At 71.3% G+C, this 25,207-nt stretch carries 25 protein-coding genes and 1 riboswitch; of the genes, 9 read left to right on the top strand and 16 right to left on the bottom strand.

Annotated features, from left to right (window positions below):
• Positions 1-24: 24 nt before the first annotated feature.
• The 9 genes from AB0I67_RS05000 to AB0I67_RS04960 form a co-directional block, all read right to left on the bottom strand.
• Positions 25-1,425 (bottom strand): MFS transporter, encoded by a 1,401-nt coding sequence (locus AB0I67_RS05000; RefSeq protein WP_357917716.1) that lies wholly within the window; start codon positions 1,423-1,425, stop codon positions 25-27.
• A 34-nt stretch (positions 1,426-1,459) separates the two neighbouring features.
• The gene (locus AB0I67_RS04995; protein ID WP_357917713.1) at positions 1,460-2,386 is read right to left on the bottom strand and encodes a M43 family zinc metalloprotease; all 927 of its coding nucleotides are present in this window, start codon (positions 2,384-2,386) and stop codon (positions 1,460-1,462) included.
• 77 nt (positions 2,387-2,463) lie between these two features.
• Positions 2,464-2,712 carry a DUF3039 domain-containing protein gene (locus AB0I67_RS04990; protein ID WP_357917711.1) on the bottom strand — a complete coding sequence of 83 codons (249 nt, stop codon included), beginning with the start codon at positions 2,710-2,712 and terminating at the stop codon, positions 2,464-2,466.
• Complete coding sequence (locus AB0I67_RS04985; RefSeq protein WP_357917709.1) at positions 2,709-3,596, bottom strand: ABC transporter ATP-binding protein; 888 nt, start codon at positions 3,594-3,596, stop codon at positions 2,709-2,711. The genes AB0I67_RS04990 and AB0I67_RS04985 overlap by 4 nt, the downstream gene beginning before the upstream one ends.
• A 3-nt stretch (positions 3,597-3,599) precedes the next feature.
• Positions 3,600-4,373 carry a hypothetical protein gene (locus AB0I67_RS04980; RefSeq protein ID WP_357917706.1) on the bottom strand — a complete coding sequence of 258 codons (774 nt, stop codon included), beginning with the start codon at positions 4,371-4,373 and terminating at the stop codon, positions 3,600-3,602.
• Positions 4,370-5,032, bottom strand: a complete 663-nt coding sequence (locus tag AB0I67_RS04975; RefSeq protein WP_357917703.1) for a hypothetical protein — start codon at positions 5,030-5,032, stop codon at positions 4,370-4,372. The genes AB0I67_RS04980 and AB0I67_RS04975 overlap by 4 nt, the downstream gene beginning before the upstream one ends.
• Positions 5,029-5,769, bottom strand: coding sequence for a hypothetical protein (locus AB0I67_RS04970; protein WP_357917701.1), 741 nt, complete (start codon positions 5,767-5,769; stop codon positions 5,029-5,031). The genes AB0I67_RS04975 and AB0I67_RS04970 overlap by 4 nt, the downstream gene beginning before the upstream one ends.
• A complete protein-coding gene (locus tag AB0I67_RS04965; RefSeq protein WP_357917698.1) occupies positions 5,753-6,286 on the bottom strand; it encodes an RNA polymerase sigma factor in 534 nt (177 codons plus the stop codon). The genes AB0I67_RS04970 and AB0I67_RS04965 overlap by 17 nt, the downstream gene beginning before the upstream one ends.
• A gap of 34 nt (positions 6,287-6,320) precedes the next feature.
• Positions 6,321-6,785, bottom strand: a complete 465-nt coding sequence (locus AB0I67_RS04960) for a hypothetical protein (RefSeq protein ID WP_357917695.1) — start codon at positions 6,783-6,785, stop codon at positions 6,321-6,323.
• Positions 6,786-6,858: 73 nt separating this feature from the next.
• Here AB0I67_RS04960 and AB0I67_RS04955 point away from each other — a divergent pair, with 73 nt between their 5' ends.
• Positions 6,859-8,262 (top strand): cellulase family glycosylhydrolase, encoded by a 1,404-nt coding sequence (locus tag AB0I67_RS04955; protein WP_357917692.1) that lies wholly within the window; start codon positions 6,859-6,861, stop codon positions 8,260-8,262.
• A 59-nt stretch (positions 8,263-8,321) separates the two neighbouring features.
• Here AB0I67_RS04955 and AB0I67_RS04950 read toward each other — a convergent pair whose 3' ends face one another.
• The gene (locus AB0I67_RS04950; RefSeq protein WP_357917689.1) at positions 8,322-9,905 is read right to left on the bottom strand and encodes a DHA2 family efflux MFS transporter permease subunit; all 1,584 of its coding nucleotides are present in this window, start codon (positions 9,903-9,905) and stop codon (positions 8,322-8,324) included.
• Positions 9,906-10,064: 159 nt separating this feature from the next.
• On the opposite strand from AB0I67_RS04950, the gene AB0I67_RS04945 reads away from it, so the two are divergent.
• The gene (locus tag AB0I67_RS04945) at positions 10,065-10,682 is read left to right on the top strand and encodes a TetR family transcriptional regulator (protein WP_357917686.1); all 618 of its coding nucleotides are present in this window, start codon (positions 10,065-10,067) and stop codon (positions 10,680-10,682) included.
• Here AB0I67_RS04945 and AB0I67_RS04940 read toward each other — a convergent pair.
• On the bottom strand, positions 10,679-11,257 hold the full coding sequence (locus tag AB0I67_RS04940) for a YqgE/AlgH family protein (RefSeq protein ID WP_357917683.1): 579 nt from the start codon (positions 11,255-11,257) through the stop codon (positions 10,679-10,681). The two genes, AB0I67_RS04945 and AB0I67_RS04940, sit on opposite strands and share 4 nt — an antisense overlap.
• Before the next feature lie 112 nt (positions 11,258-11,369).
• On the opposite strand from AB0I67_RS04940, the gene AB0I67_RS04935 reads away from it, so the two are divergent.
• Positions 11,370-11,945, top strand: coding sequence for a hypothetical protein (locus AB0I67_RS04935; protein ID WP_357917681.1), 576 nt, complete (start codon positions 11,370-11,372; stop codon positions 11,943-11,945).
• A gap of 77 nt (positions 11,946-12,022) precedes the next feature.
• Here the strand turns inward: AB0I67_RS04935 and AB0I67_RS04930 are convergent, their stop codons facing one another.
• The 4 genes from AB0I67_RS04930 to AB0I67_RS04915 form a co-directional block, all read right to left on the bottom strand.
• Positions 12,023-13,432, bottom strand: coding sequence for an NAD-dependent malic enzyme (locus AB0I67_RS04930; protein ID WP_357917678.1), 1,410 nt, complete (start codon positions 13,430-13,432; stop codon positions 12,023-12,025).
• Positions 13,433-13,490: 58 nt separating this feature from the next.
• Positions 13,491-14,120, bottom strand: coding sequence for a cytidylate kinase-like family protein (locus tag AB0I67_RS04925; protein WP_357917676.1), 630 nt, complete (start codon positions 14,118-14,120; stop codon positions 13,491-13,493).
• A gap of 297 nt (positions 14,121-14,417) precedes the next feature.
• On the bottom strand, positions 14,418-15,350 hold the full coding sequence (locus tag AB0I67_RS04920; protein ID WP_357917673.1) for a tetratricopeptide repeat protein: 933 nt from the start codon (positions 15,348-15,350) through the stop codon (positions 14,418-14,420).
• Entirely contained in the window at positions 15,334-15,864 is a 531-nt protein-coding gene (locus AB0I67_RS04915; protein ID WP_357917670.1) for a MarR family transcriptional regulator, read from the bottom strand. Before AB0I67_RS04915 ends, AB0I67_RS04920 begins: the two co-directional genes overlap by 17 nt.
• Before the next feature lie 146 nt (positions 15,865-16,010).
• Between AB0I67_RS04915 and AB0I67_RS04910 the strand changes: the two genes are divergently transcribed.
• The 3 genes from AB0I67_RS04910 (at position 16,011) to AB0I67_RS04900 (ending at position 19,208) form a co-directional block, all read left to right on the top strand.
• A complete protein-coding gene (locus tag AB0I67_RS04910) occupies positions 16,011-17,345 on the top strand; it encodes a hypothetical protein (protein ID WP_357917667.1) in 1,335 nt (444 codons plus the stop codon).
• 120 nt (positions 17,346-17,465) lie between these two features.
• Positions 17,466-18,125, top strand: coding sequence for a DUF4230 domain-containing protein (locus tag AB0I67_RS04905; RefSeq protein ID WP_357917664.1), 660 nt, complete (start codon positions 17,466-17,468; stop codon positions 18,123-18,125).
• A gap of 332 nt (positions 18,126-18,457) precedes the next feature.
• Positions 18,458-18,555, top strand: a riboswitch (TPP riboswitch).
• A complete protein-coding gene (locus tag AB0I67_RS04900) occupies positions 18,543-19,208 on the top strand; it encodes a TenA family protein (protein ID WP_357917661.1) in 666 nt (221 codons plus the stop codon). Its footprint overlaps the riboswitch before it by 13 nt.
• A gap of 39 nt (positions 19,209-19,247) precedes the next feature.
• On the opposite strand, the gene AB0I67_RS04895 is transcribed toward AB0I67_RS04900, so the two are convergent.
• Positions 19,248-20,417 carry an acetyl-CoA C-acetyltransferase gene (locus AB0I67_RS04895; RefSeq protein WP_357917659.1) on the bottom strand — a complete coding sequence of 390 codons (1,170 nt, stop codon included), beginning with the start codon at positions 20,415-20,417 and terminating at the stop codon, positions 19,248-19,250.
• Between the two features lie 48 nt (positions 20,418-20,465).
• Between AB0I67_RS04895 and mce the strand changes: the two genes are divergently transcribed.
• The 3 genes from mce to AB0I67_RS04880 all read left to right on the top strand — a co-directional run bounded on the left by mce (position 20,466) and on the right by AB0I67_RS04880 (position 25,149).
• Entirely contained in the window at positions 20,466-20,879 is a 414-nt protein-coding gene (gene mce, locus AB0I67_RS04890) for a methylmalonyl-CoA epimerase (protein ID WP_357917656.1), read from the top strand.
• A 181-nt stretch (positions 20,880-21,060) separates the two neighbouring features.
• A complete protein-coding gene (locus tag AB0I67_RS04885) occupies positions 21,061-22,377 on the top strand; it encodes a DivIVA domain-containing protein (protein WP_357917653.1) in 1,317 nt (438 codons plus the stop codon).
• Between the two features lie 237 nt (positions 22,378-22,614).
• Complete coding sequence (locus tag AB0I67_RS04880) at positions 22,615-25,149, top strand: glycosyl hydrolase family 18 protein (protein ID WP_357917650.1); 2,535 nt, start codon at positions 22,615-22,617, stop codon at positions 25,147-25,149.
• The last annotated feature ends 58 nt before the right edge of the window (positions 25,150-25,207 follow it).

Genomic DNA, 25,207 nt, shown 5'->3' with positions numbered 1-25,207 from the left:
TGAGTTCCAGACCCGCCCTGTCTGTCAGTCCTTGACCCGCCCGGCGAGCACGGTGGCCGAGACGCCGATGAGCGCCATCAACCCGACGATGACCGCGTACCCGGTGGCGATCTGGTCCGGCTCGTGCCCGATGAGGTTGGTCAGCGCGCCGCCGATCCCGACCGCGAGCCCGGATCCGAGCATGTCGGTCACCGACAGCGCCGCCGAGTTGGCCCCCTGCTCGTTGGCGGGCGACTGCTGCATGGCGGTCACGCTGACGGTGGTCATGCCGATGCCCATGCCGAACCCGGCGATGATCCACGCGGGCACCATGATCCATCCGGCCACCCCGGGCAGCACCGCGAGGGCGGTCAGCAGCCCGCCGATGGTCACGCAGGCCGCGCCGCGCCGGATCCGCCCGGACGGCTCGGCGGTTCGCCGGCTCTGCAGGTAGGACCCGGTCGACCAGCCGAGCGCGCCGAAGGTGAGCGCGAGCCCCGCGGCGCTGGTGTCGAACTCCTTGTACTCGATGAGCAGCAGCGGGATGTAGGCGTTGACGCCGAAGAAGGCCGCCGACAGCAGACCGCGCATCATGATCGTGGTCGCCAGCCCCCGGCGGAAGGTGACCGCTCCGGCGGGCAGCAACCGGGGCAGTCCCACGACGAGCAGCACGAGCCCGGCCACCACCCCGGCCCCGCCGAGCACCAGGCTCCGCCCGGAGGCGCCGGGCAGCGCGGTGATGCCGGCGAGCAACATGGCCGCGCCGCCGGCGGTGGCGGCTGCGGCGAGCGACATCGGCAGCGGGCGCGAGCGCGGCCCGGTGGACGGCTCGCCGGCCGCGCCAGGGGTCTGCCGGAGGGCAGGCAGCAGCATGACCAGGGCAGGCACGACGAGGGGCACGATGCCCCAGAAGACCCAGCGCCAGGACGCCTGGGTGGCGACGATCCCGGCCAGGCCCGGGCCGATCATGGCGGGCAGCACCCAGGCCGCCGACAGCGCCGCGAAGACCTTGGAGCGGGCGTCCGGCGGGTAGACCCGCGCGACCATCACGTAGATCGCCACGACCGCGCCGCCGGCGCCGAGCCCCTGCAGGACGCGGGCGGCGACGAAGATCTCCATGGAGCCGGCGAACCCCGCCAGCGCCATGCCCAGCACGAACAGCAGCACCCCGAGCAGGAACGGGACGCGATGCCCCCGGCGGTCCGACCACAGGCCCGCCACCACGTTGGCGAACAGGCTGGCGATCAGGAAGGCCGAGAAGCTGATCCCGTAGAGGTTGACCGCGCGCAGTTCGACGGACACCTCGGGCATCACGACGCCCACGGACATGCCCTCGAAGGCGATCAGCGTGACGACCAGCAGGATGCCGAGGGTCGCGGTGCGGTACTGAGGACCGAAGATGCGAGGCGGTTGGTACGGAGTGTCGAGAGTCTTCGGTGCTGTCACCAATCCATGGTAGTCGGTGCGATATTTCCGCTCGTCACCGAGCCACGTCGCGGTAGGCGGCCCACATCTCCAGCATCCGCCGCCCCTGGCCGGCGGTGAACTCGGTCATGCACCGGTCGTATCCGTAGTCCATGTAGTTGTGCACCGGGTCGGCGCCGGGCGCCGGGCAGGTGTCCTTGCCCTGCGGGCAGCCCTCGGTGGGGTCGCGCTCGGCAGGAGTGTCGGTGATGCCGTCGCCCGGCTCGGCGCAGCCGTTCTCGAAGGTGTGGAAGAGGCCGAGCCAGTGCCCGACCTCGTGCACGGCGGTGAAGCCGAGGTCGAAGTTGCGCAGCGAACCGCCCGGCAGGCTGCGCCAGTCGACCACCACGCCGTCGAGCTGGGGCGAGGCCTCGTACCAGTGCGGGTAGGTGGAGAAGCCGAGCACGAGCTCGCGGAGCTGGGCCAGGTAGAGGTTGAGCGTGCTCGGGCCGCCCCGGCGCAGGGCCGCCTTCATCGGGCGCTCGTGGCCCAGCGGGTCGGCGAACCAGTCGGCGCGCCGGACGACCTGGACGCCGTCCAGGCGGAAGCGCACGCCGGTGTCGGCTCCGCCGTACCGGCCGGAGTAGGCGAGGTTGAGGGCGGCGACCTGGGCCTGGACGGCCTGGTCCGGCGGGCGGCGGCGGCCGTCGGTGAGCACGTGGACCCAGGTGGGCACGGTGACGGACGCCGGCGCGGCGCGGCCCGACAGCCGGGTGGCCAGTTCGGCGAGCACGCTGGCGACCTGGCCGGGCTCGGGAGCACGCGGCCCGGGCAGCCGTCCGGGACCCCGCCCGGCCGGCTCCCTCCGCGAGGCGTCAGGCGGCTCGGCGGCGGGCACGGTGTCCGGGCAGCGAGGTACGGCGGCCTGCGCCGCCCCCACCGGTCCGGCGGGCCACAGGCCCAGCAGGCACACCAGAGCGACGGCGGTCACACGCCGAGCCATGCGGATCCCCCGTTACGGCATGAGCTAGATCATCTACGACGCTAGCCCCATCCCGGGCGATCAGCCGTGAGCAACACTCACTCGTTCGAGTCCTCCCCCTCGGGAAGCCCCTCGTAGATCTCCTTGCACTCGGGGCAGACCGGGAACTTCTTCGGGTCGCGGCTGGGCACCCAGACCTTGCCGCAGAGGGCGCGGATGGGCGTGCCGGTCACCATGGCTTCGGTGATCTTGTTGCGGTCGGCGTAGTGCGCGAACCGCTCGTGGTCGCCGTCCCCGTGCGAGGTCTGCGGGGTGGTTTTCTGGTCTGGGAGGATCTGCGTGCTCATCTTGCTGATTTTATGCCTCCCGCGCTGCGCTCCTCCATCAGGGCGAGATAGCCGTCCTCCAGGGTCGGGCGCAACAACTGGGCGCCTGGGCCGGGTGACGCGGCGGAGACGACGCGGTAGCGCATGCCGCCGCCTTCGGGGAGCGCCGACACGACGGTGCCCGGCGGGGGCGGGCCGGGGGTGGCGAGCGTCCACACCTTGTTGGTGGCGAAGCCGGCCAGCTCGCCCACCTCGCCGGTGAACAGCAGCCGCCCGCGGGCCAGGACCGCCAGGATGCGGCAGGTCTGGGCCACGTCCTCGACGATGTGCGTGCTCAGCAGCACGGTACGGTCCCCCGCGAGCTGGGCCAGCAGGGTGCGGAAGCGGATGCGTTCCTCGGGGTCGAGCCCTGCGGTGGGCTCGTCGACGATGAGCAATCGGGGGTTGGCCAGCAGCGCCTGGGCGATGCCGACGCGGCGCTTCATGCCGCCGGAGAAGCCCTTGAGCCGCCGGTCGGCGTCCTGGGCGAGGGCGACCACCTCCAGCAGCTCGCCGATGCGGCGGCGCCGTACCGGGCGGGAGTCGAGGCCCTTGAGCAGGGCGATGTAGTCGAGGAACTGCCGGGCGGTCAGGTCCGGGTACACGCCGAGGTCCTGCGGCAGGTAGCCGAGGGTGCGCTGGACGGCGAGCAGGCCGGCCGGGGTGGTCGGGTCCTCGCCGCCGATGCGGACGGTCCCCGAGGTGGGCCTGAGCAGGCCGGCCAGGATGCGCATGAGCGTGGTCTTGCCCGCGCCGTTGGCGCCGAGCAGGCCGAACATGCCGGTCGGCACGGTCAGGTCCAGGTGGTCGAGGGCGTTGCCGCGGCCCTTGAAGGTCTTGGTGAGGCCGGAGATCTCGATGCGCATGGGTCACGGCTCCCGTCGGAGGCGGGCCAGGGGCAGGGCGACCCCGGCGAGGAGGAGGATCAGGGCGATCGACAGCAGGCCGGTGCCGGCGGTGGGGTCGGGACGCAGGAAGTTGAGCAACGCGCCCTCGACGGGGACCCTGGTGGTCGAGCCGAAGAGGCCGAGCAGGGCGTACTCCCCGTCGGCGGCGAGCAGGGTGTGGGCGAGGTTGGGCATGAGGTCCGGCGGGATCAGGTTGCCCCAGAACCAGTAGGCGGCGAACGCCACCCGGAACACGGTCACCGGCATGACCAGCGGGCCGACCAGGGCCAGCGCGCCGGTGAAGAGCAGGCCCGGCCCCAGCGCGACGACGAAGATCACGATGCTCCAGAGCAGGCCCCCGGGGTCGCCCTCCATGACCGTCCAGACCAGTCCGCGGCCGACCACCATGAGCGCGAGCGGCACCGCGCCGGCCAGGCAGACCCCGGCGAACTTGCCGAGCAGGCGGGCGGTCGCGTCCGCGGGCGTGGCGTCGAGGATGCCGTCGACCCGAAGCGTCCGGTCGCGCACCAGCCGGTCGGCGATGAGGCAGCCGTAGGCGATCATCGGCAGCGTCGCCGTCCACGCCGTCACGTCGGCCATGGCCTGGCGCGGGTCGAGGATCGGGCCGAGGCCGCGGTCCAGGGTGAAGTACCAGTTGATCAGTACGCCCTGGATGGCGAAGACGATGCCGTACACGATCCACAGCGCGGGGCGGCGGATCTGCATGCGGAACTCGTAGCGCAGGGTGGCGATCATTCGCTCTCTCTTCCGAGGAAACGTTCCGCCCTGCCGTACATGAACCAGGCGAGGACGACGAGGGCGAGGCCGAGCGAGAGCAGGGCCAGCCGGTTGGGCAGCCAGTCCGCGGCCGGGACGGCGTTCTCGAACAGCCGCAGGAACCACGGGATGCCCCAGTCGGCGACGAGCTGGATGCCCCAGACGAGCGTGATGACGGTGCCGCCCGCCGCGGCGCTCCGCATCCCCGCGGTGAGGCAGAAGCCGAGGCCGGTCAGGCCGAGCAGGGGCCCGAACCAGGTGAGCTGGGTGAGCGGGTCGCCGCCCCAGCGGTCGGCGTGCCCGGTGAGCACGGCGATCAGTGTCAGCACCAGCGCGCCGGCCGAGGCCATCGCGACCAGCACGGCCAGCCGCCGGAACAGGGTGCGGCGGAAGCCGCCGGGCAGGCTGTGCAGCAGTTCGGCGGCGTCGTCGCGGACGAGCGAGGCGGCGGCGACGCCCGCGGTCAGCGGGAACGCGCCCTGCAGGAGGCCGAGGATGAACATCCCGGCCAGCCCCTCGCGCAGGTTCAGCGCCGGTCCCAGGACCGCCAGGCCGAGGCCGGTCGCCAGCAGCGCCGGTGGCCCCGCCCAGGCCGCCGGCCCGGCCCGGCGGAGCTCGTGGAGGAGAAGGTCTTTCACGACCCGTGGGTAGCGGGCAGCCTCCTGCGGGGTTCAATCAGGACGGCGAGCGCGAGCATCGCCACGGCCACGGCGTAGGTGAGCGGGTGGGTGCGCCAGCCGGGCGGAAGCCCGGACAGCAGGTGCGTGTGGCTGAGCGCGTACAGCACCCAGGCTCCCAGCGAGACGGCGACCGCCGCCTCGGGGTTCCACTGCACCGACAGGGCCAGACCGATCGCGGCGAGAAGCGTCATCGGCGCCAGCCAGGTCCCGATCAGCTCTCCCAGCGAGTACGGCACGCCGCCCCTGAGCAGGCTGAGCCCGGAGGCGGCCAGCGCCAGCAGCAGGTCGTAGCCGAGCACGAGCAGCACGCGCGCCAGCAGGATCACCCGCGGCGGCGTCGGGGTGGCCGCGACCACCTCGAAGGCCGCGTCGTGCTCGGGGGCGTAGAGCGTGGCCACGCTCGCGCCGGCCACCAGCGGGGCGATCAGGGCCAGCAGCCAGCCGATCGAGTGCGGCTGGAGCGCCATGATCACCACGGCCAGCGCCATCACCGCGGCGCCGGTCACCCAGACCGCGCGGTGCATCAGCCGCGCCTCGGCCAGCAGCAGGTGCCAGGCGCGGCCGAGCCGTGAGCCGCGGCCGAGCTCGACCGGCGTGGTGGCCGCGCGCAGCAGGACGCTGCGGACGATCGCCGGACCGGGTGGCGGCGGCGGGCCGGTCCGCAGGGCGGCGTCCAGGTCAGGAAACTCGCTCATCGAGGCACCCCCTCAGGGTCGCGCGGGCGTGGTGGAGGCGGCTCTTGACCGTCCCCACCGGGATGGCGAGGATCTCGGCGATCTCCTGGTGGCTGAGATCCTCCAGGACCGACAGGGCCAGCACCTCGCGCTGCTGGAGCGGCAGCCGCCGCAGGGCGCGCTGGACCCGTTCCGCGCCCACCGCCGCCTCCTCGGGGCCCGGCTCCGGGTCGGCCAGCTCGTACGGCTCGGCCGGCACGGGCGGCGGCATCAGCCGTAACCGGTTGTGCGCCTGCCGCCGGGCGACGCCGAACAGCCAGGTGCTCGGCGAGGAGCGGCCCTGGAAGCTGTGCGCCGAGCGCCAGACGGCCAGGAGGGTGTCCTGGAGGATCTCCTCGGCCGTGCCCCGGTCCCCGGCCAGCCGGTACAGGAAGCCGAACAGCGGCCCGCCGTACCGCTCGTAGAGCGCGTGCAGGGCGGCGGTGTCCCCCTCGCCGATCGCGGCGAGGAGGGCGGCGTCCGCGGGTGTCGTCTCCATCGACGGGTGGGTAGCGGCGAGCGGGCCGCCGGGTTCACCCGGTCGCGGCGGCCTGGGTCCTGGGCCGGGCCAGTCGCGCCAGCGCGGGGAGCCAGCCCAGCGCGAGGCCCCACAGCAGGCCGGTCAGCACGCCGCCGGCCACGTGGGCGGCGTAGGCGCCGAGGCTCGCGTGCAGCACCTGCGAGGCGACCACCGCCCGCAGCCCGTCGGCCAGCACCGCGCCGAGCACGAACGCGCCCCACACCCCCCAGAACCCGCGCCCGCTACGCCAGACCAGCGCGACCAGCAGCAGTGCGGCGACGGTGTCGGTGAGGAAGAGCAGCCAGCCGGTCTCGCCGAGCGGCCACAGCCGCAGGCCCGGCAGCCCGTACGGCGCGCCGATCGCACCCGGCACGGCGAGGTAGCCGACCCGGGTGAGCAACGTCGTGCCGAAGAGTCCGAAGGCCACCAGGATGAGCGCGGCGACGATCCCGTGCAGGCTATTGCGAACAAGGCTCACGTTCGGCAGGCTAACGGCCAGACTGATCGCGGCGGAAGACCCAGTCCGCCGAAAGATCCCGAGGGAGCGAAGCATGAAGCGTGCGCGACTGCTGGCCGGCGCCCTGACCCTCGTGGTGCTCGCCACGGGCGCGGTCGCCGCCGCCACCCGCCAGGCGCCCGGCCCGGCCCGCTTCGTCACCGACGAGCGCGGGCGCACCCTGCTGCTGCACGGCTTCAACACCGCCAGCAGCGCCAAGAGCACCTCCGACGCGATGCCGGAGCTCACCGAGGCCGACGTCGAGCGGGAGTACCGCGACATGGGCACCAACTTCGTGCGCTTCCTGCTCCAGTGGCGGGCCGTGGAGCCGCGACCAGGCGTCTACGACACCGAGTACCTCGACAAGGTGGCGGAACGGATCTCCTGGTACGCCGAGCGCGGCTACCACGTCCTGCTCGACATGCACCAGGACCTGTGGGGCCCCGGCATCACCCCCACGGCCGTCGCCGGCAACGGCGCCCCCGCCTGGGCCACCCACCTCGACGGCCTGCCGGTCGCCCAGGACCACTGGACCTGGGAGATGTACTACCTCGAACCCGGCGTCATCCGCGCCTTCGACCACTTCTGGAACACCACCGGCGAGCACCCCGAGCTGATGGAGCATTACGCGGGCGCCTGGCGCGCGGTCGCCGAGCGCTTCAAGGACGAGCCGGCCGTGCTCGGCTACGACCTGATGAACGAGCCGTGGGGCGGCTCGGTGCAGGGCGCGGCCTTCGAGAGCGGCCCGCTGGCCGAGCTCTACCGCAGGTGCGTCGAACGCATCCGGGCCGTCGACAACGACACGTGGATCTTCCTGGAGCCGCAGGCGGTCGGGGTGAACTGGGGCCTGCCCTCGGCCCTGCCCGCCATCGCCGACCCGCGCGAGGGCGAGCCGCGCATCGGGCTGGCGCCGCACCTCTACCCGCTCCCCCTCGACCTCGGCGAGGGCTACGAGGGCGGCTCGCGCGAATGGACCGACCGCACGCTCGGCTGGTGGAAGGAGAACACGCTCCGGGCCGCCGACCGGATCGGCGGGCCGATCATCCTGGGCGAGTTCGGGCTGGACATGACCAAGCCCGGCGCGGAGGACCTGGTCGAGCGGGTGCTCGACCTGGGCGACGAGCTGGGCATGGGCCGGGCGTACTGGTCGCGCGACCCGGGGCCGTGGGGTCCGTACTCGGAGAAGGGCGAGCCCGGGCCGCTGGTCGCCGTCATGAACCGGGCCTACCCGCGGGCCATCGGCGGCGTGCCGTACCGGATCGAGGCCGGGGAGCGGCGGCTGACGGTGGGCTTCGAGGCCAACGGGAGCGGGCCGACCGAGATCTACCTGCCCGCCGACGAGTACCCGAACGGCGGCAAGGTCACCGGCGGCACCGGCGTCTGGGACGCCGCCCGCCGCGTGCTGACCGTCCAGACGCCCGCCCAGGGCCGCGTCGAGCTGGTCGTCACCCCGGCCTAGACAGCGGTACGGCTCCCGCCTCGGGCAGAGGCGGGAGCCGTACCGGATCGTTCAGGTGATCAGCCGACGTGCACCGGGGCGTCCTCGATCTTGCGACCGGACTTCACCAGCAGGGCGAGGCCCGCGATGACGACCATGACGATGGTGCTCACCGTGAAGGCGGTGTGCATGCCGTCCATGAAGGCGTTGTGCACCGCGTTGAGCAGCGAGTCGGCGACCTGCTGCGGCAGGCTCTTGGTGGCCTCGGGCGGCAGGGTGCCGAAGGCGGCCGCCTTCTCCAGGCCCTCCATCGCGCCGGGCGGCAGTGCCTGCGCGGCCGGGCCGATGTAGCCGGGCAGCTTGTCGGCGATGGTGCTGGACATCACCGCGCCCAGGATGGCGGTGCCGAGGGCGCCGCCGACCTGCATGGCCGACTGCTGCAGACCGCCCGCCGCGCCGGCGAGCTCCATCGGGGCGTTGCCCACGATGATCTCGGTCGCGCCGACGAAGACCGGCGAGAGGCCGAAGGCCAGCAGGAGGAAGGGCAGGCCCGTCTCGATGAACGTGGCGTCCACGCTGAGCTGCGACATCAGGAACATCGAGCCGGCGGTGATGAGCAGGCCGACGGCCATGGTGATCTTCGGGCCCAGCTTGCCGATCAGCACGGCGGCCAGCGGCGAGGCGACGATCATGCCCGCTGACATCGGCAGCATGCGCAGACCGGCGTCGAGCGGGGTCAGGCCGTGCACGCCCTGGAAGAAGAAGCCCAGGAAGAACATCGCGCCGAACATCGCGAAGGCGACCATCATCATCAGGACCGTGCCGATGGAGATGGAGGCGTTCCTGAACAGCGAGAGCGGGATCAGCGGCTCGCGAGCCTTGCTCTGCCAGAAGATGAACGCGGCGGCGAGCACCACGGTGGCGGCGATGAAGCCGAGCGTCTTGCCGTCGCCCCAGCCCCACTCGGGCGCCTTGATGATCGACCAGACCAGCGAGAACATCATGCCGGACAGCAGCACGACGCCCAGCCAGTCGATCTTGCCCAGGATCTCGGAGCGCGGCTCCTTGATGATCATAATGCCCATGACCAGGGCGAGGATGCCGACCGGCACGTTGATGTAGAAGACCGACTGCCAGCTCACGTTCTCGACCAGCAGGCCGCCCAGGATCGGGCCGGCGGCGCTGGACAGACCGATGATCGCACCCCACGCGCCCATCGCCTGGCCGAGCTTCTCCTTGGGGAAGCTCGCCCGCAGCAGCGCCAGCGCGGCCGGCTGCAGCAGCGCGCCGAACAGGCCCTGGAGCACCCGGAAGATGATCAGCGCGGTCACGCCGCTGCTGAGCGCGATGGCCAGCGAGCTGACCGCGAAACCGGCGACGCCCACCAGGAAGACCCGCTTGTGACCGAAGATGTCACCCAGCTTGCCGGCGGTGATCAGGAAGACCGCCAGCGCGAGCAGGTAGCCGTTGGTCACCCACTGCATGTCCGACAGGGTCGCGTTCAACTCCGCGCCCATCACCGGTGCGGCGATGCCCATGACGGTGCCGTCGAGCATCACCATGATCACACCGAGACAGACCGCGAGCAGCGTCAGCCACGGATTCCCCACCTGTTGAGGTCGGCCCTCGGCCGGTGCCAGTTGCACCGCCTTCGCCTGAGCCATTGAACTTCCCCCTCAGCTCTACACACCCCAACCTGGGGTATTCATCCCTTAAGCCTCAGGTAATGTATGTCAGCCGATGACAGATGACAAATGGGTTTTAAATTTCACATCGTGACTTCTGTCATAGTGTGACAGCAAGGTAGCGAGGGAGTGGCCACGGTGGGTCTGCGGGAACGCAAGAAGGAGAAGACGCGCCTCGCGCTTCTCGACGCGGCGCTCGACCTGTTCCTCGAACAAGGATACGAGGCGACCACCATCGAGCAGATCGCGGGGGTGGTCGAAGTGTCCTCCCGTACCTTCTTCCGCTACTTCGCCAGCAAGGAGCACCTCGCGCTGTGGTTCCACGACCACTCCGAGGAGGTCATGCAGGCCGAGCTGAGCGCGCGCCCGCTGGACGAGCCGCCCTTCACCTCGCTCGTGCACGCGTTGCGCGCGACACTGCGCGACATGGCGGAGTCAACGCCGGACGACACGGAACGCTTCCTCAAACTGCGCAAACTTTACGACAGCACCCCGGTCCTGGTCGGCCGGTCGGTGGCCCGGGGCGCGGAGACCGAGCAAAGGCTGGCCGCCGAGATCGCCCGCCGCACCGGACGCGGCGACGACGACCGGCTCCCCCACCTGATGGTCGCCTTCGCCATGGCCTCGATGCGCGTCGGCTTCGAGTGCCCGATCAACGAGATCACGGACCTGCGCGAGCTGGTCGCCCGCATGAACAGCACCCTCGAACTGGTCCAACGCTCGCTGGTGCCCGGCTGGGACCTGGCCCGCGGCTAGTTCATCGTCGGATCGTCGGGACAGGTCGCCACGAAGGCCAGCTCCCCCGGCTGGCGGCGCAGCACCCGCCGCCACAACGTGGCCGGATCGGTGTGGAAGGTGTCGTCCATCTCCGCGTCGACCACGTACCACGCGCCCTCGGCGATCTCGCTCTCCAACTGCCCCGAGCTCCACCCGGCGTAGCCCGCGAAGATCCGCATCTGCGCGATCTCCCCGCGCAGGATCTCGGGCGGCGCGTCGAGGTCCACCGTGCCGAGCCGCGACACCGACGGCGCGCCCGCGTGCAGCCGCCGCCAGCCCAGCGGCTCCTGGCCGCTCGGCACCGCCGCCAGCGCCAGCGCGCTGTCGGTCTGGACCGGGCCGCCCTCGAACAGCACCGAAGGACCGGTCACCAGCGAGTCCCAGACCGGGAGCACCTGGGTGACGGAGATCTCGCTGGGGCGGTTGAGCACCACGCCGAGAGTGCCGCCGTCGCGGTCGTGTTCCAGGACCAGCACCACGCTACGCCGGAAGTTGGGGTCGTCGAGCACCGGCGTCGCCACCAGCAGCCCACCGACGTAGATCGCCTCCGCCATACCTCCATCATGAGGGGTGATCGCGCTTCCTGCTGCCCCGGAGCAGCGATGTTACTTTCTGTGATGGGTGGGGACGCTATGGAGCAAAGATCACATCTCGGGGGCATGTCACATGATTTCCAGAAGGCTGGCCTGGTCGGCCCTGCCGGTCGGCGCCGCGATCCTCTTCCCTGTGGCCGCGTGGGCCTGGCCGGCACCACCCGATCCGGGTGACCCGTTCATCATGAGCGTGAGTGAGGTCAACTGCACCAAGGGCCAGGTCAAGGTGACGCTCCGCAACCAGACCCGGCAGGCCGCCCGCTACGACCTGCAGCTCGACTCCAGCAGCTTCGCCAACGGCTCGATCGCCGCGCTCAAGTCCGTGACCCGCAGCGTGCGCGTGCCCAAGGGGGGCGCGGTGGAGATCGAGGCCTTCTCGGTCACCGACTCCGAGCCCAACACGCTCGTCGACTCCCAGCGGGTGCGCAACGACTGCCGCTATCGCGACCACGACCGTGACCGCGACCATGGCTGGGGGTACGGCCGGCGCCTGCCGTACACCGGGCCGCCCGCCGACCTGATGGGCAAGCTGGCCACCGGCGCCGCGCTGGTGCTGACCGGGGGGATCGCCTGGGGGCTCAGCTCGATGTGGCCCAAGGACGCGCCCAGCGGGCCCGGCCTCGGCCGCCGCCGGCCCATCCGCTTCTGACCCGCGGCCTCCCTTCCGAGACCCGGCCCACGGCGCGCTCAGCCCCGCGCGGCCGTCGGCCGGCGGGACAGGGCGCCTCAGGCCTCGGTGAAGCCCCTGGCCTTGCCTCCCGCGGCCTCGCGGACCGCGGCGGCCACGACGGTCGAGACGTCCGGGTGGAAGACGCTGGGGATGATGTAGTTGGGCCCGAGCTCCTCGGGCGTGACCACCGCGGCCAGCGCGCGGGCGGCGGCCAGCAGCATCTCCTCGGTCACCCCGACCGCCTGCGCGTCGAGCAGCCCGCGGAAGACGCCGGGGAAGGCCAGCACGTTGTTGATCTGGTTGGGGTAGTCGGACCGCCCGGTCGCCACCACGGCCGCGTGCTCGCGGGCGTCGTCGGGCGACACCTCGGGCTCGGGGTTGGCCAGCGCGAACACGACCGACCCGGGAGCCATGGTGGCGATGTCGTCGCCGGTGAGGATGCCCGGCGCCGAGACGCCGATGAAGACGTCGGAGCCCTTGACCGCGCCCCGCAGGTCGCCGGAGTAGCCCTCGCTGTTGGTGTGGTCGGCGATCCAGCGCAGCGAGTCGTCGAGGTCCTCCCGGCCCTGGTGAACCGCGCCCAGGTAGTCGCAGACGACCACGTTGCGCGCCCCGGCGGCCAGCAGCAGCCGCAGCACGGCGGTGCCGGCGGCGCCCGCGCCCGCCATGGTGATGCGCACGTCCGGCAGCGCCTTGTCGACCACGCGCAGGGCGTTGGTCAGCGCGGCCAGCACGCAGATGGCGGTGCCGTGCTGGTCGTCGTGGAAGACCGGGATGTCGAGCAGCTCGCGCAGCCGGCGCTCGACCTCGAAGCAGCGCGGCGCGGAGATGTCCTCCAGGTTGATGCCGCCGAAGCCGGGCGCGATGACCTGGACGGTGCGGACGATCTCGTCGACGTCCTGGGTGTCGAGGCAGATCGGCCAGGCGTCGATGCCGGCGAACCGCTTGAACAGCGCGGCCTTGCCCTCCATGACCGGCAGCGCGGCCGCCGGGCCGATGTTGCCCAGGCCGAGCACGGCCGAGCCGTCGGTGACGACCGCGACGCTGTTGCGCTTGATGGTCAGGCGGCGCGCGTCCTCCGGGTTGCGCGCGATGGCCATCGAGACCCGCGCGACGCCCGGCGTGTAGGCCATCGAGAGCTCGTCACGGTTGCGCAGCGGCACCTTCGACTTCATCTCGATCTTGCCGCCGAGGTGCATCAGGAAGGTGCGGTCGGAGACCTTGTGGATGACCACGTTCTCCAGGGCGTCGAGCGAGTCGACGATCGCCTGGGCGTGATCGGTGTCGCGGGCCGCACACGTGACGTCGATGCGGAGCTTCTCGTGCCCCGCGTTGGTGACGTCGAGCGCGGTGACCACACCTCCTGCCGACTCTACGGCGTGAGTGAGCTGGCTGACGGCCTTGCCGCCCGCCGGCACCTCGAGCCGGACGGTGATGGAGTACGACACACTCGGGACGGTGGCCACGTCAATCCGCTCCTTTGCGCCTGACCGGGGAATGCCCTCCATGGTAGGGGGCTCCAGCTCAGTCCAGCGCCTGCGCGGCGGTCACGATCAGGTCCACGCATGCCGGGACCGGGATGCTGGTGCTGTCCAGGACCAGGTGGTACAGGCACGGATCGGCGGCGTCGGTGCGATAGAAGTGGCGTACGTAGGCGGCGCGGGCGCGGTCGTTGTCCTCGATCAGCTTGCGGGCCTCGCGCTCGGTGACCCCGGCGAAGGCGGCGGTCTGGAGCACCCTTCGGCGTAGCGGGCCGTCCAGCCTTACGTGCAGGGCGCCCGGGTGGTCGGCCAGGACCACGGCGCCGGCGCGGCCCAGGAACACGCCGCCCCGGTTGGTGGCGGACTCCTTGAGCATGCGTTCGGTGCGGGTGACGAACTCCTCGGGGGCCAGGGGGAGGACGCCCGGGACGTACATGTCCACGCCGCCGAAGGTGACCGTCGGGAGTCGCATCGCGCCGGCCAGGAGGCGGCCCAGGCCGTGTTCCGCTCGGTCGTCGTGGGCGAGGGCCTCTTCCAGGGTGCAGCCGAGCTCTTCGGCTACGGCGCTGGGGATCGCACGGTCCACGAACGGCACGTCCAGGCGTTCGGCTACGGCGGGGCCTATGACGCTGCCCGCTGTGCCGTATGTCGCCGAGATCGTCACGACCCGCATATGTCCAGGTTAACCCTGGGGTGGGGGTATTCCTAGGCTTCGGGGCTTTTGACCGCCTCCCTCCGTTTCCTGGAGGGGGACACCCGTCCTTCCGCCGCCCGCCCTCCCATTTTCGGGAGGCAGTCACCCGTCCTTCCGCCGCACAGGAGCACCACCCACCGCACAGGCTGGCCGCCGCATCGGTGCCCCCTCCCTGGAGGCGGCACCGACTTCCCGTCGCGCGGGTTGGCCGCCGCGTTGGTTGGAGGGTGGCGGGTCAGGCCCCGGGTCGGTGGGGCCTGACGCGGCGGGCGGGGGTTAGAAGAGGGCGCTGGCGAGGGCGCGGCGGGCCTTGGCCAGGGCGGGGTCGTCGGAGGGCAGGGCGTCGAAGAGGCCGAGGAGGTGCTTGCGCACCCGGTCACGGTCGTCCCCGGAGGTGCGCTTGACGACGGCGACCAGGCGGGCGAACGCCTCGTCCACCGAGCCGGACAACATCTCCAGGTCGGCCGCGAGCAGGGCGGCGTCGAGGTCGGCGGGGTCGGCCAGGCGGCGCTGGACGTCGGCCGGGTCGGCGTCGGCGGTGCGCTGGATGAGCCCCACCCCGGCCAGCCCCATCCGGGCGTCCTCGTCGGCCGGGTTACGGGCCAGCAGCCGCTGGTAGGCGGCCGCGGCCGCGTCGAGGTCACCTTGGTCGATGGCCTGCTCGGCGGCGGCGAGGTCGGGGTCGAGCGGCGCCTCCTCCGGCGCCGGGGCGTCGTCGTCGAACTGCGGCCGCAGCGAGGGGTTGGCCTCGTAGAACTGCTCGATCGCCCCCATGAGCTCGTCCACCCAGCGCCGCACCTCGGGCTCGGGCAGCACCTGCTGGAATCCGGTCACCGGCTGGCCCTGGAAGATGGCCAGCACCGTCGGCACCGCCTGCACCCGCAACGCCGCCACGATCTGCGGGTTGAGGTCGACGTTGACCTTCGCCAGTACGGCGCGGCCGCCCAGCTCGCCGACGACCTTCTCCAGCACCGGGCCGAGCTGCGCGCTGGCCTGCGAGCGCGGGGACCACAGGTCGAGGATGACCGGCACGCTCATCGAGCGGTCGACCACATCGGTGGTGAAGCTCTCCTCGGTCACGTCCACGGTCGACGCCGAAGACGCCTGCGGACCTGCCGCCTCACGCCGGGCCTGCGCCTCCAGAGCCTGCTTCCTGGCGCCCAGATCGATCGCTCCGTAGAGCGATCCGGGCCTAGAGATGTCCGCCATGCTCCTCATCTTGCCGCATGGCGAAGTCACCCGCCGCCACCCGCAGGGTGCGGAGCAGGTCGAACATCTGGCTGAGGTCGGCTTCGCCGTACGCGCCCATGCCGAAGTCGGCGGCCATGAGGTCGGCGGTGGACTGGCGGACGACGTCCCGGCCACGGTCGGTGATCTCGGCGAGGACGCCGCGGCCGTCGCGCGGGTTGCGCAGGCGGCGCACCAGTCCGGCCCGCTCCAGCCGGTCCACCGTGTTGGTGACGCTGGTGGGATGGACCATGAGCCGCTCACCGATCTTGGACAGGGGGAGCGCGCCGGTTCTGCTGAAGGTCAAGAGCACCAGCGCCTCGTACCGGGCGAAGGTCAAGTCATAGGGCTTGAGCAGTGCGTCCAATTGCGACAGCAGGATCTGGTGCGCTCTCATGATCGAGGTCACGGCGGCCATGGCGGAAGAGGGGCCGAAGTGCACCCTCCAGGTGTCCGCGGCTCGTTCGATGGGATCGAAGGGCAGGTTGAGCGACACAGCGCTACGGTAGCGCCTGATTTGGGCAGCTACGGAGCGCGACGGCTTGACCAAGAATCGGGACGCCAAACATCACGCTCAGTTATGGTTCTCGCACAGGGGGTCACCTACCGGGGGGTAGTTGATGTATGTCAACAGGGCTCGGCGTGCGTGAGCACGCCGGCGTGACGCGCGAGGAGCTCAAGCACAGCGCGCTGGTGACCGTCGCGGTCCTCATGGCCGTGGGGCTGGTCGCGGCGTGGAGCGTGCTGATTCCGGGCGTCGACGCATGGGAGAACATCGTCGTGGCGGTGATCGGGTCGCTGCGGCTGACCGGTCCGGTCGCCGCGGCGTTCGCCGCCTGGGTGGCGCTGCGCAAGCGGCGGGCGCTGCGGGGGCGGTCGGTCGGCGCGTGGCGGGCGCTCAAGGCGCCGCTGGCCATCGTGGTGGTCGTCGCCGGCGCGTTCGGGGCGACGGTGCTGGTGCTGGCGGTCAAGACCGTCCTCACCGAGCAGGCCGGGCGGGTCAGCGTGCCGGGGCTGGCCATGGGCATGGCGGGGCTGGCGCTCTACGCGATGATCGGCTGGGTCATCGGCTGGCTGCTGCCGCACGGCTGGACGCCGGCGCTGACCGGGCTGGCCTCGTACGTGGTCTTCAGCTGGCTGGCGCCGGCCAGCACCTGGCTCGACCGGCTGACGCCGGGCACGGGCGAGCCGTACGACCTGTTCCAGGGGTTGAGCGCGGCGGCCTTCCTCGACCAGACGTTGTGGCTGCTCGGGGTGACCGCGACGATCCTGCTCGGCTGGGCGGCCTGGGTGACGCGCCAGCGGCTGGCGCTCGCCGCGGCGCTGGTGGCGGTGCTGGTCGCCGGGGTCGGCGTGGCCCGGCTGCTGTCGCAGGGCGCTTCGGACGAGCACGCCTCGATCGCCTACGCCTGCCAGGACTGGCCGATCACGGTCTGCGTGCATCCGGGCATGCGCGGCGGGCTGACCGAGCTGTCGGCGGCCTTCACCAAGGTCGCCTCGCGGCTGTCGGGCACGCCGGCCGCCTTCACCCGCGTCGAGCAGCGCCCGCTGGACAGCGAGCTCAAGGCGGGCTCGGGCGTGGTGCCGATCCACATGGCGGACCTGTCGCCCGGCTTCGCCGAGCAGGCGGTCGGCGCCTACGTCGAGGGCCTGGCGGCCCGGTGCGAGCGCGAGACCGGCGCGGGCTACCGCGAGATCGTGGTGGCGTGGCTGCTGGGCGAGCCGCTGCCGGGCGGGCCGCTGCCCGAGCACCAGTCGGCCGCGGCCTGGTTCTCCGGCCTCAGCGAGCACCAGCGGCGCGGCTGGCTGCGGATGTTCTACAACGACTTCCAGTCGTGCCGCCTGTCGGCGCGGCACTTCGGCGGCGAGCCCGCCGCGATGGCCGGACGGGCGCGGCCCAACCCGGGCGTGGTGCAGCTCTACCCGGTCCGCCAGAACGCCACCGTCACGGGCGTGTCCTGGCCCGGCACCCGCTGAGCGTACGGCGCGGCCTGCCGTACGCCGTGGAGCCTTCCGGGGTGACCGTGGCGGGCGCGCGACTCACTTCTCACCCCCCGGCACGCCATGATCGCCTGGCGAGGGGGTAGAGAGAAGCCCATGAAAACGACTCCCATGGCGCTCGGGTCCCGGCGCCGCCGGTGGAGATATATCGCCCTCGCCTTAGTGCTGCTCGCCCTGGCCGTGGTGGGCGTCCGGCTGGTCTGGTCGTGGGCCGACCCCTTCGGCGAGCAGACGGTGGACCGCAGCCAGCCGGTGCTGCTGCAGTCCATCCACAACCTGAGCCGCTTCGAGGCGGCCACCGGCAGCTTCCAGGTCGTGGTGGACCTGGAGAAGGACGCCAACTTCCTGCCCGACGCGATCAAGGGCTCGCGCACGCTCTTCGTGGGCGCCGGGAACGTCGACGCCTACGTCGACTTTTCGGGACTGGCGAAGGACGCGGTGACGGTCAACCAGGACCGCACCCAGGCGACGATCAAGATCCCGCGGGCGCAACTGGAGAAGCCGAACCTGGACAACTCGCGCTCCTACGTCTTCGCCCAGCAGCGCGGCTTCGTCGACCGGGTGTCGGACTTCCTCGCCGGCTCCCCGCCCGACCAGCGCGAGCTCTACACCCTCGCGGAGAAGAAGATCAACGAGGCGGCCCTGGCCAGCGACCTGCGCAACCGCGCCGACACCAACACCAAGCTCATGCTGGAGGGCCTGCTGAAGTCGCTCGGCTTCACCAAGGTCAGCGTCACCTTCACCGACGGAGCCTGAGGCCGCGGCTCCCCCTGCGGGAGCAGGGAACCGTACCTAGGCGTCACCCGTACGGGCTAGGACCGCTCACCGCCTCCCGGATAAGGCATCTGCCTCATGCGGGAGGCCATGGCTTAGCGCGAAGCTTGAAGCATGTTCAACGACATTCACTTCCTCGCCGCCAAGCACCAGCTTGAAGAGATGCGCCGGGACGCGGCGATCGAGCGGCAGCTCCGCAAGCTGCCCCGCTTCCCTCGTTTCGGCCGCCCGTAAGCTGGGAATCGACCCCGCCGGGTTCGCCCAGCTCCCGCGGAGACTCCTCCGCGAGCACTGATCGGTCGTCTAGTAGAGTCGCGCATGACGCGGGGTGCCCGGAATGTCCGGGCTGAGAACAGACCCGTCGAACCTGCCCTAGTTAGCACTAGCGAAGGGACCGTCATGTTCAGCGACGACGTCTGGGCACGGACCGCCAAGCTGCTCGAGGCCATCCACGAGCACCCGTTCAACACCGCGCTCGGCGAGGGCACCCTCGATCGCGAGCGCTTCGCCTTCTACATCGTCCAGGACGCGCGCTACCTGGAGGCGTTCTCCCGCGCGCTGGCGACGCTGGCCGTACGCGCGGCCGACCCGGACGAGATGGCCTTCTGGGCGCAGAGCGCGCACGGGGCCATCGCCGCCGAGCGCACCCTGCACGCCGGCTACATCGAGGAGTACGGGCTGACCGAGGCCGACCTGGCCGGCGTCGCCACCTCGCCCACCGCGCTGGCCTACTCCTCCTGGCTGCAGGCCACCGCGCTGTCGGCGCCCTACGAGGTGCTGGCCGCCGCGGTGCTGCCCTGCTTCTGGGTCTACCAGGACGTCGGCCAGTCGCTGGTACGGCGGAGCACCCCGAGCCACCCCTACCGCGCCTGGATCGCCACCTACGCCGACCCGGCCTTCGAGGCCTCGGTCACCCAGGCGCGCCTGATCACCGACCGGGCCGCGCTGAGCGGCGACACCGGCGCGATGACCGCCGCCTTCGTCCGGGCCACCGAGTTCGAGTACCTCTTCTGGGACAGCGCGTGGCGCCTGGAGACCTGGCCCACGGCCCAGTGGCTGTCCTGACCCGGCGCTCAATACGCCGGGCCGGACAAGCGGATCGGGTCAGGGCACGCGGATGATGAGCGCGTCGCCCTGGCCGCCGCCACCGCAGAGGCCGGCCGCGCCGAGCCCGCCGCCGCGCCGCTTGAGCTCGTGGGCGAGGGTGAGCACGATGCGAGCGCCGGAGACGCCGATCGGGTGACCCAGCGCGATGCCGCCGCCGTTGACGTTGACCTTGTCCAGGTCGACGCCGAGCTCCTTGGCCGACTGGAGCACCACGCTGGCGAACGCCTCGTTGATCTCGACCAGGTCGAGGTCGCCGGTGGTGAGCCCCTGCTTGGCCAGGGCGTGCTTGATGGCGTTGGCCGGCTGCGACTGCAGCGAGGCGTCCGGCCCGGCCACGTTGCCGTGCCGGCCGATCTCGGCGAGGTACGGCAGGCCCAGCTCCTCCGCCTTGGCCTTGGACATCACGACCACCGCGCAGGCGCCGTCGGAGATCTGCGAGGCCGAGCCGGCGGTGATGGTGCCGTCGGCGGCGAAGGCCGGGCGCAGCCGGGCGAGCGTCTCGGCGGTGGTGTCGGCGCGCACGCCCTCGTCGTCGGCGAACAGCCCCTTCTTGGGCACCTCGACCGGGACGATCTCGTCGGCGAACACGCCGTTCTTGATCGCGGCGGCGGCGAGCTGGTGGGAGCGGGCCGAGAAGGCGTCCTGCTCCTCGCGGCCAATGCCGAGCCGGGTGTTGTGCCGCTCGGTGGACTCGCCCATCGCGCACTGGTCGAAGGCGCAGAACAGGCCGTCGTGCGCCATCGAGTCGAGCACCGTGGACGAGCCGTACTTGACGCCCTTGCGCAGGCCGGGCAGCAGGTGCGGGGCGTTGGTCATCGACTCCATGCCGCCGGCGACGACGATCTCGAACTCGCCGGCGCGGATGAGCTGGTCGGCCAGCGCGATGGCGTCGAGGCCGGACAGGCAGACCTTGTTGACGGTCAGGGACGGCACGGTCATCGGGATGCCGGCGTTGACCGCGGCCTGGCGGGAGGGGATCTGGCCGGCGCCCGCCTGGAGCACCTGGCCCATGATCACGTAGTCGACCTGCTCGGGCGCGACGCCCGAGCGCTCCAGGGCCGCCTTGATGGCGATCCCGCCCAGGTCCGTGCCGGAGAACCCGGACAGCGAACCCAGCAGCTTGCCGATCGGCGTGCGAGCTCCGGCGACGATGACGGAACCAGACATGGGGGCCTCCACTGGAACGAAGACGGCGTCGTTTGACACGATACCGACATGCTGCTGCGCATCGATCACGTCGGTATCGCCTGCCATGACCTGGAGGAGAAGATCAAGCTCTTCTCCGAGCTCTTCGAGCTGGAGGTCGTCACCCGCGAGGTGAACGAGGAGCAGGGTGTCAAGGAGGCCATGCTGCGGGTGGCCGGCGACTCCTACATCCAGCTCCTCGAACCGCTCAGCCCGGACTCGCCGGTGGGCAAGTTCCTCGCCAAGCGGGGCGAGGGGGTGCACCACGTCGCGTTCGGCGTCGGCGACGTCAAGCTCACCATGGACGAGATCGCGGCGAAGGGCGTCAGGCTCCTCGACAGCGCCCCCAGACACGGGACCATGGGGTCATCCATAGCGTTTCTGCACCCCAAGGACGTGGGAGGAATGCTGACGGAACTAGTCCAGTCCGCCAAACGCAAATAACGTTCATAAGTAACGGGTAACGCAGATAGTCGGACGGGGCCTCTAAGCCGTCGACACCGGAGTACGCTGGCTTTCCACCGGACATGGAGCCTGGCCGCCGAGCCACCGGCTCCTGGCTCGGATGCCCCGAACCCCCCGTCCGGCACGTGTAGCCGTCTCGACAACCCAGGATCGAGCCTCCATGCAGTCCGACATCGACGCCCAGCTCAACAACTTCTTCGAGGATGCCCCCGCTCGCGAGTTCGACGTGGTGCTCCGGGGTTATGACCGGCACCAGGTTCACGATCACCTCAAGCAGCTCGACGGCGAGCTGCGGACGGCCCGCGAGCAGGTTGGCGCGCTCCAGCGCGATCTGTCCGACTCCCAGCGCCAGCTCCAGGAGCAGGAACGCCCGACGTACTCGGGCCTGGGCGCTCGTATAGAACAGCTGCTCCGCCTCGCCGAGGAACAGGCGACCGAGCTCGTGCAGGCGGCCCGGTCCGAGGCCAACGAGATCAAGGCCGCCGCCAAGGTCGAGGCGGCCGACCTTCGCGCCGCCGCCGAGAGCGAAGCCGCGTCGGTGCGCGCCCAGGCCTCCCGGGAGGCGGAGGACCTGCGCACGACGGCCGAGCGAGAAGCCGAGGAGACCCGCTCCACCGCCCGTCGTGAGGCCGACGAGCTGACCGCGATCACCGAGCGCGAGGTCGCCAAGCTGCGCGCCACCGCCGATCACGAGGTCGCCGAGAAGCGCGCCGACGCCGAGCGCGAGATCGCCAAGCTCCGCACCACCACCGAGCGCGAGGTCGCCCAGCTCCGCGCCTCGACCAAGCGTGAGCGCGACGAGGTCCTCACCACCGCCAAGCGGCAGGCCGACGAGATGCGCGCCCAGGCTCAGCGGGTGCTGGAGGAGTCGGAGGCCAAGCGGGCGCAGGACGAGGCCGAGTTCGAGATCCAGCTCGCCTCGCGCCGCGAGGAGGCCGAGCGCCAGGACGCCGAGCGCCACGCCACCGCCCAGGCCAACACCCAGAAGCTGGTGGCCGAGGCCGAGCAGCGGGCGGCGACCGCCGAGACCCGCGCCACCAAGGCGACCCAGCAGGCCGAGCAGACCCGTCGCGAGGCCGACGCGCACGCCAAGCAGATGGTCGCCAACGCCCGCAAGCAGTCGGAGCAGATCGCCTCCGAGGCCAAGTCGAGCGCCGACCACATCGTCACCGAGGCCAAGTCCGAGGCCGAGCGCATCCGCACCCAGATGCAGCGGCACGTCGACGACCTCACCCGCCAGCGCGACAGCATCACCAGCCACCTCGCGCAGCTCCGCCAGCTCCTCGGCGGCGCCTCGCTGCCGGGCATGGAGCCCACGCCCGAGCCGCCCGTGGTCACCGCGGCCCCGCCGAAGCCGGCCATCGCCCCGGCCGCCGACAAGCCCGTCCCGGCCCAGCCGGTCGCGGCCAGCAACGGCGCCGCGGCCAAGGACGACGCCAAGTCGGCCGACGACGACGCGGAGTGGTGGCAGGAGTAACGCGGCCCCGTCTCTCGGGGAGTTGAACGACGGCTGAGCGAGCCCGGTGACCGGTCCAGGTCACCGGGCTCACTCGTTCGTCCCGCCGGTGGGCCTACGCTGAATTATTTGGAAACTTTCCTAAAAGAAAGGATTGACCAGCCAGGTGGAGGGCGCTTACGTTCGCGACAACAGCGCCATACACACCCCCCTGGACGGCGAGAAATGCCCAGCCCTGTTCGCTTATCCCTCTCGGCCGTGGCCGCTGCCCTGGCTCTGGCCGCCGCCAGCCTCGTGGGCACCGCGGCCGCCGCGGTCGACCACGAGACCTGCCGCCCCGACGGCCTCTACCGCACCGCCGGCGTCGACGTGCCCTACTGCTCGGTCTACGACGAGACCGGCCGCGAGAAGATGGGGGCCGACCACCCCCGCCGCGTGATCGGCTACTTCACCGGCTGGCGGCACGGCAAGGACGGCCGACCCGCCTACCTGGCGAACAACATCCCCTGGTCGAAGATCACCCACATCAACTACGCCTTCGCGCACGTGGGACCGGACAACAAGATCTCGGTGGGCGCGGACAACGCCGACAACCCCGCCACCGGGATGACCTTCCCCGGCCAGGACCCGGCCCTGCCGTACAAGGGGCACTTCAACCTGCTCACCAAGCTCAAGGCGGCCAACCCGCACGCCAAGACGCTGATCAGCGTGGGCGGCTGGGCCGAGAGCGGCGGCTACTTCGACGCCGCGGGCAACCGGCAGGCCTCCGGCGGCTTCTACACGATGGCCGAGAGCCAGGCGTCGATCGACACCTTCGCCGACTCGGCGGTCGCCTTCATCCGCAAGTACGGCTTCAACGGCGTCGACATCGACTACGAGTACCCGACGAGCATGAAGGACGCGGGCAACCCGCTGGACTGGCAGATCGCCAACGCGCGCCGCGCCACGCTCATGGGCAACTACGTCAAGCTGATGAAGACCCTGCGCGAGAAGCTGGACCGCGCCTCGGCCGCCGACGGCAAGCACTACCTGCTGACCGTCGCCGCCCCCGCCAGCGGCTACCTGCTGCGCGGCATGGAGACCTTCCAGGTGACGCAGTACCTCGACTACGTCAACATCATGTCCTACGACCTGCACGGGGCGTGGAACGAGTTCGTCGGGCCCAACGCCGCGCTCTACGACGACGGCAAGGACGGCGAGCTGGCCAAGTGGGGCGTCTACACGACCTCGCAGTACGGCGGCATCGGCTACCTCAACACCGACTGGGCCTACCACTACTTCCGCGGCGCGCTCCCGCCCGGGAGGATCAACATCGGCGTGCCGTACTACACAAGAGGCTGGAAGAACGTCAACGGCGGCACCAACGGCCTGTGGGGCACCGCGATGGGCCAGCAGCCGTGCCCGACCGGGCTGCCGAGCTGCGGTGACGGCGCGGTCGGCATCGACAACGTCTGGCACGACCTGGACAACGGCAAGGAGACCCCGGGCGGCGGCAACCCGATGTGGCACGCCAAGAACCTGGAGAAGGGCATCCAGGGCTCCTACGTCCAGGCCTACGGCCTCGACCCGGCCAACGACCCGGCCGACCGGATCAGCGGCACCTACACCCGCCACTACGACTCGACGCTGACCGCGCCCTGGTTGTGGAACGCCAGCAAGCGGGTCTTCCTGTCCACCGAGGACGAGCAGTCCATCAAGGCCAAGGCCGAGTACGTGCGCGACAAGGGCCTCGGCGGCATGATGATCTGGGAGCTGGCCGGCGACTACCAGTGGAACGGCACCGAGTACACGATGGGCGAGACGCTGACCACGCTCGCGCACGAGACGCTCAAGACCGCCTCGCCGTACAACGCGACCCGCGCCAAGATCACCCTGCCCAGCGAGAAGCTCGACGTGACCATCACGCCGGGCGCCTTCCCGGTGGGTGACAGCAACTACCCGATCAACACCAAGCTGACCATCACCAACCGCTCGCAGGTCACCATCCCCGGCGGCGCGGAGTTCCAGTGGGACTACGCCTCCTCCTCGCCGAACAACGCCAAGGACCAGTCCGGCTTCGGGCTGACGGTGATCAAGAGCGAGCACACCGGGGCGAACAACATCGGCGGGCTGAAGGGCGACTTCAACCGGGTCTCGGTGAAGCTGCCGGGCTGGCAGTCGCTCGCGCCGGGCGCCTCGGCGACGCTCGACTACGTCTACTACCTGCCGGCGCCGAGCGTGGCCAACTTCACGCTCACCTTCGGCGGGAAGACCTACGGCCTGGTCCAGGACCTGGCCCGGGGCGGCACGGTCGTGACGCCGAGCCCCAGCCCGACCGTCACCGTCACGCCGACCGGCGGCACCTGCACCGACGCGGCGTGGGACGCGGGCAAGGTCTACAACGGCGGGCAGCGCGTCTCGCACAAGGGCCGCACCTGGGAGGCCCGCTGGTGGACGCAGAACAACGAGCCCGGCGTGGACGGCGTCTGGCGCGACCTCGGCTCCTGCGGCGGCGGCACCTCGAGCCCCAGCCCGACCGTCACCGCCAGCCCGAGCCCGACCGTGACGGTCAGCCCGACGGTGACCGCGAGCCCGAGCCCCACCGTGACCGCGAGCCCGAGCCCGACCGTCACGGTCAGCCCGAGCCCGAGCGTCACCCCGACCGGCCAGTTCCCCGCGTGGAAGGCGGGCACCGCCTACACGACCGGGACCAAGGTCTCCTACCAGGGCGTCACCTACCAGTGCCGCCAGCCGCACACCGCCATCACCGGCTGGGAGCCTCCCAACGTCCCCGCGCTTTGGCAGCGCCTCTGACCACGACGCCTCTGATCAACTGACCCAAGGAGAGCCTGGCGATTCGCTAGGCTCTCCT

This window comes from Nonomuraea sp. NPDC050310 (assembly GCF_040655795.1).
Lineage (GTDB): Bacteria > Actinomycetota > Actinomycetes > Streptosporangiales > Streptosporangiaceae > Nonomuraea.
This window is presented reverse-complemented; position numbering and strand designations above follow the sequence as displayed.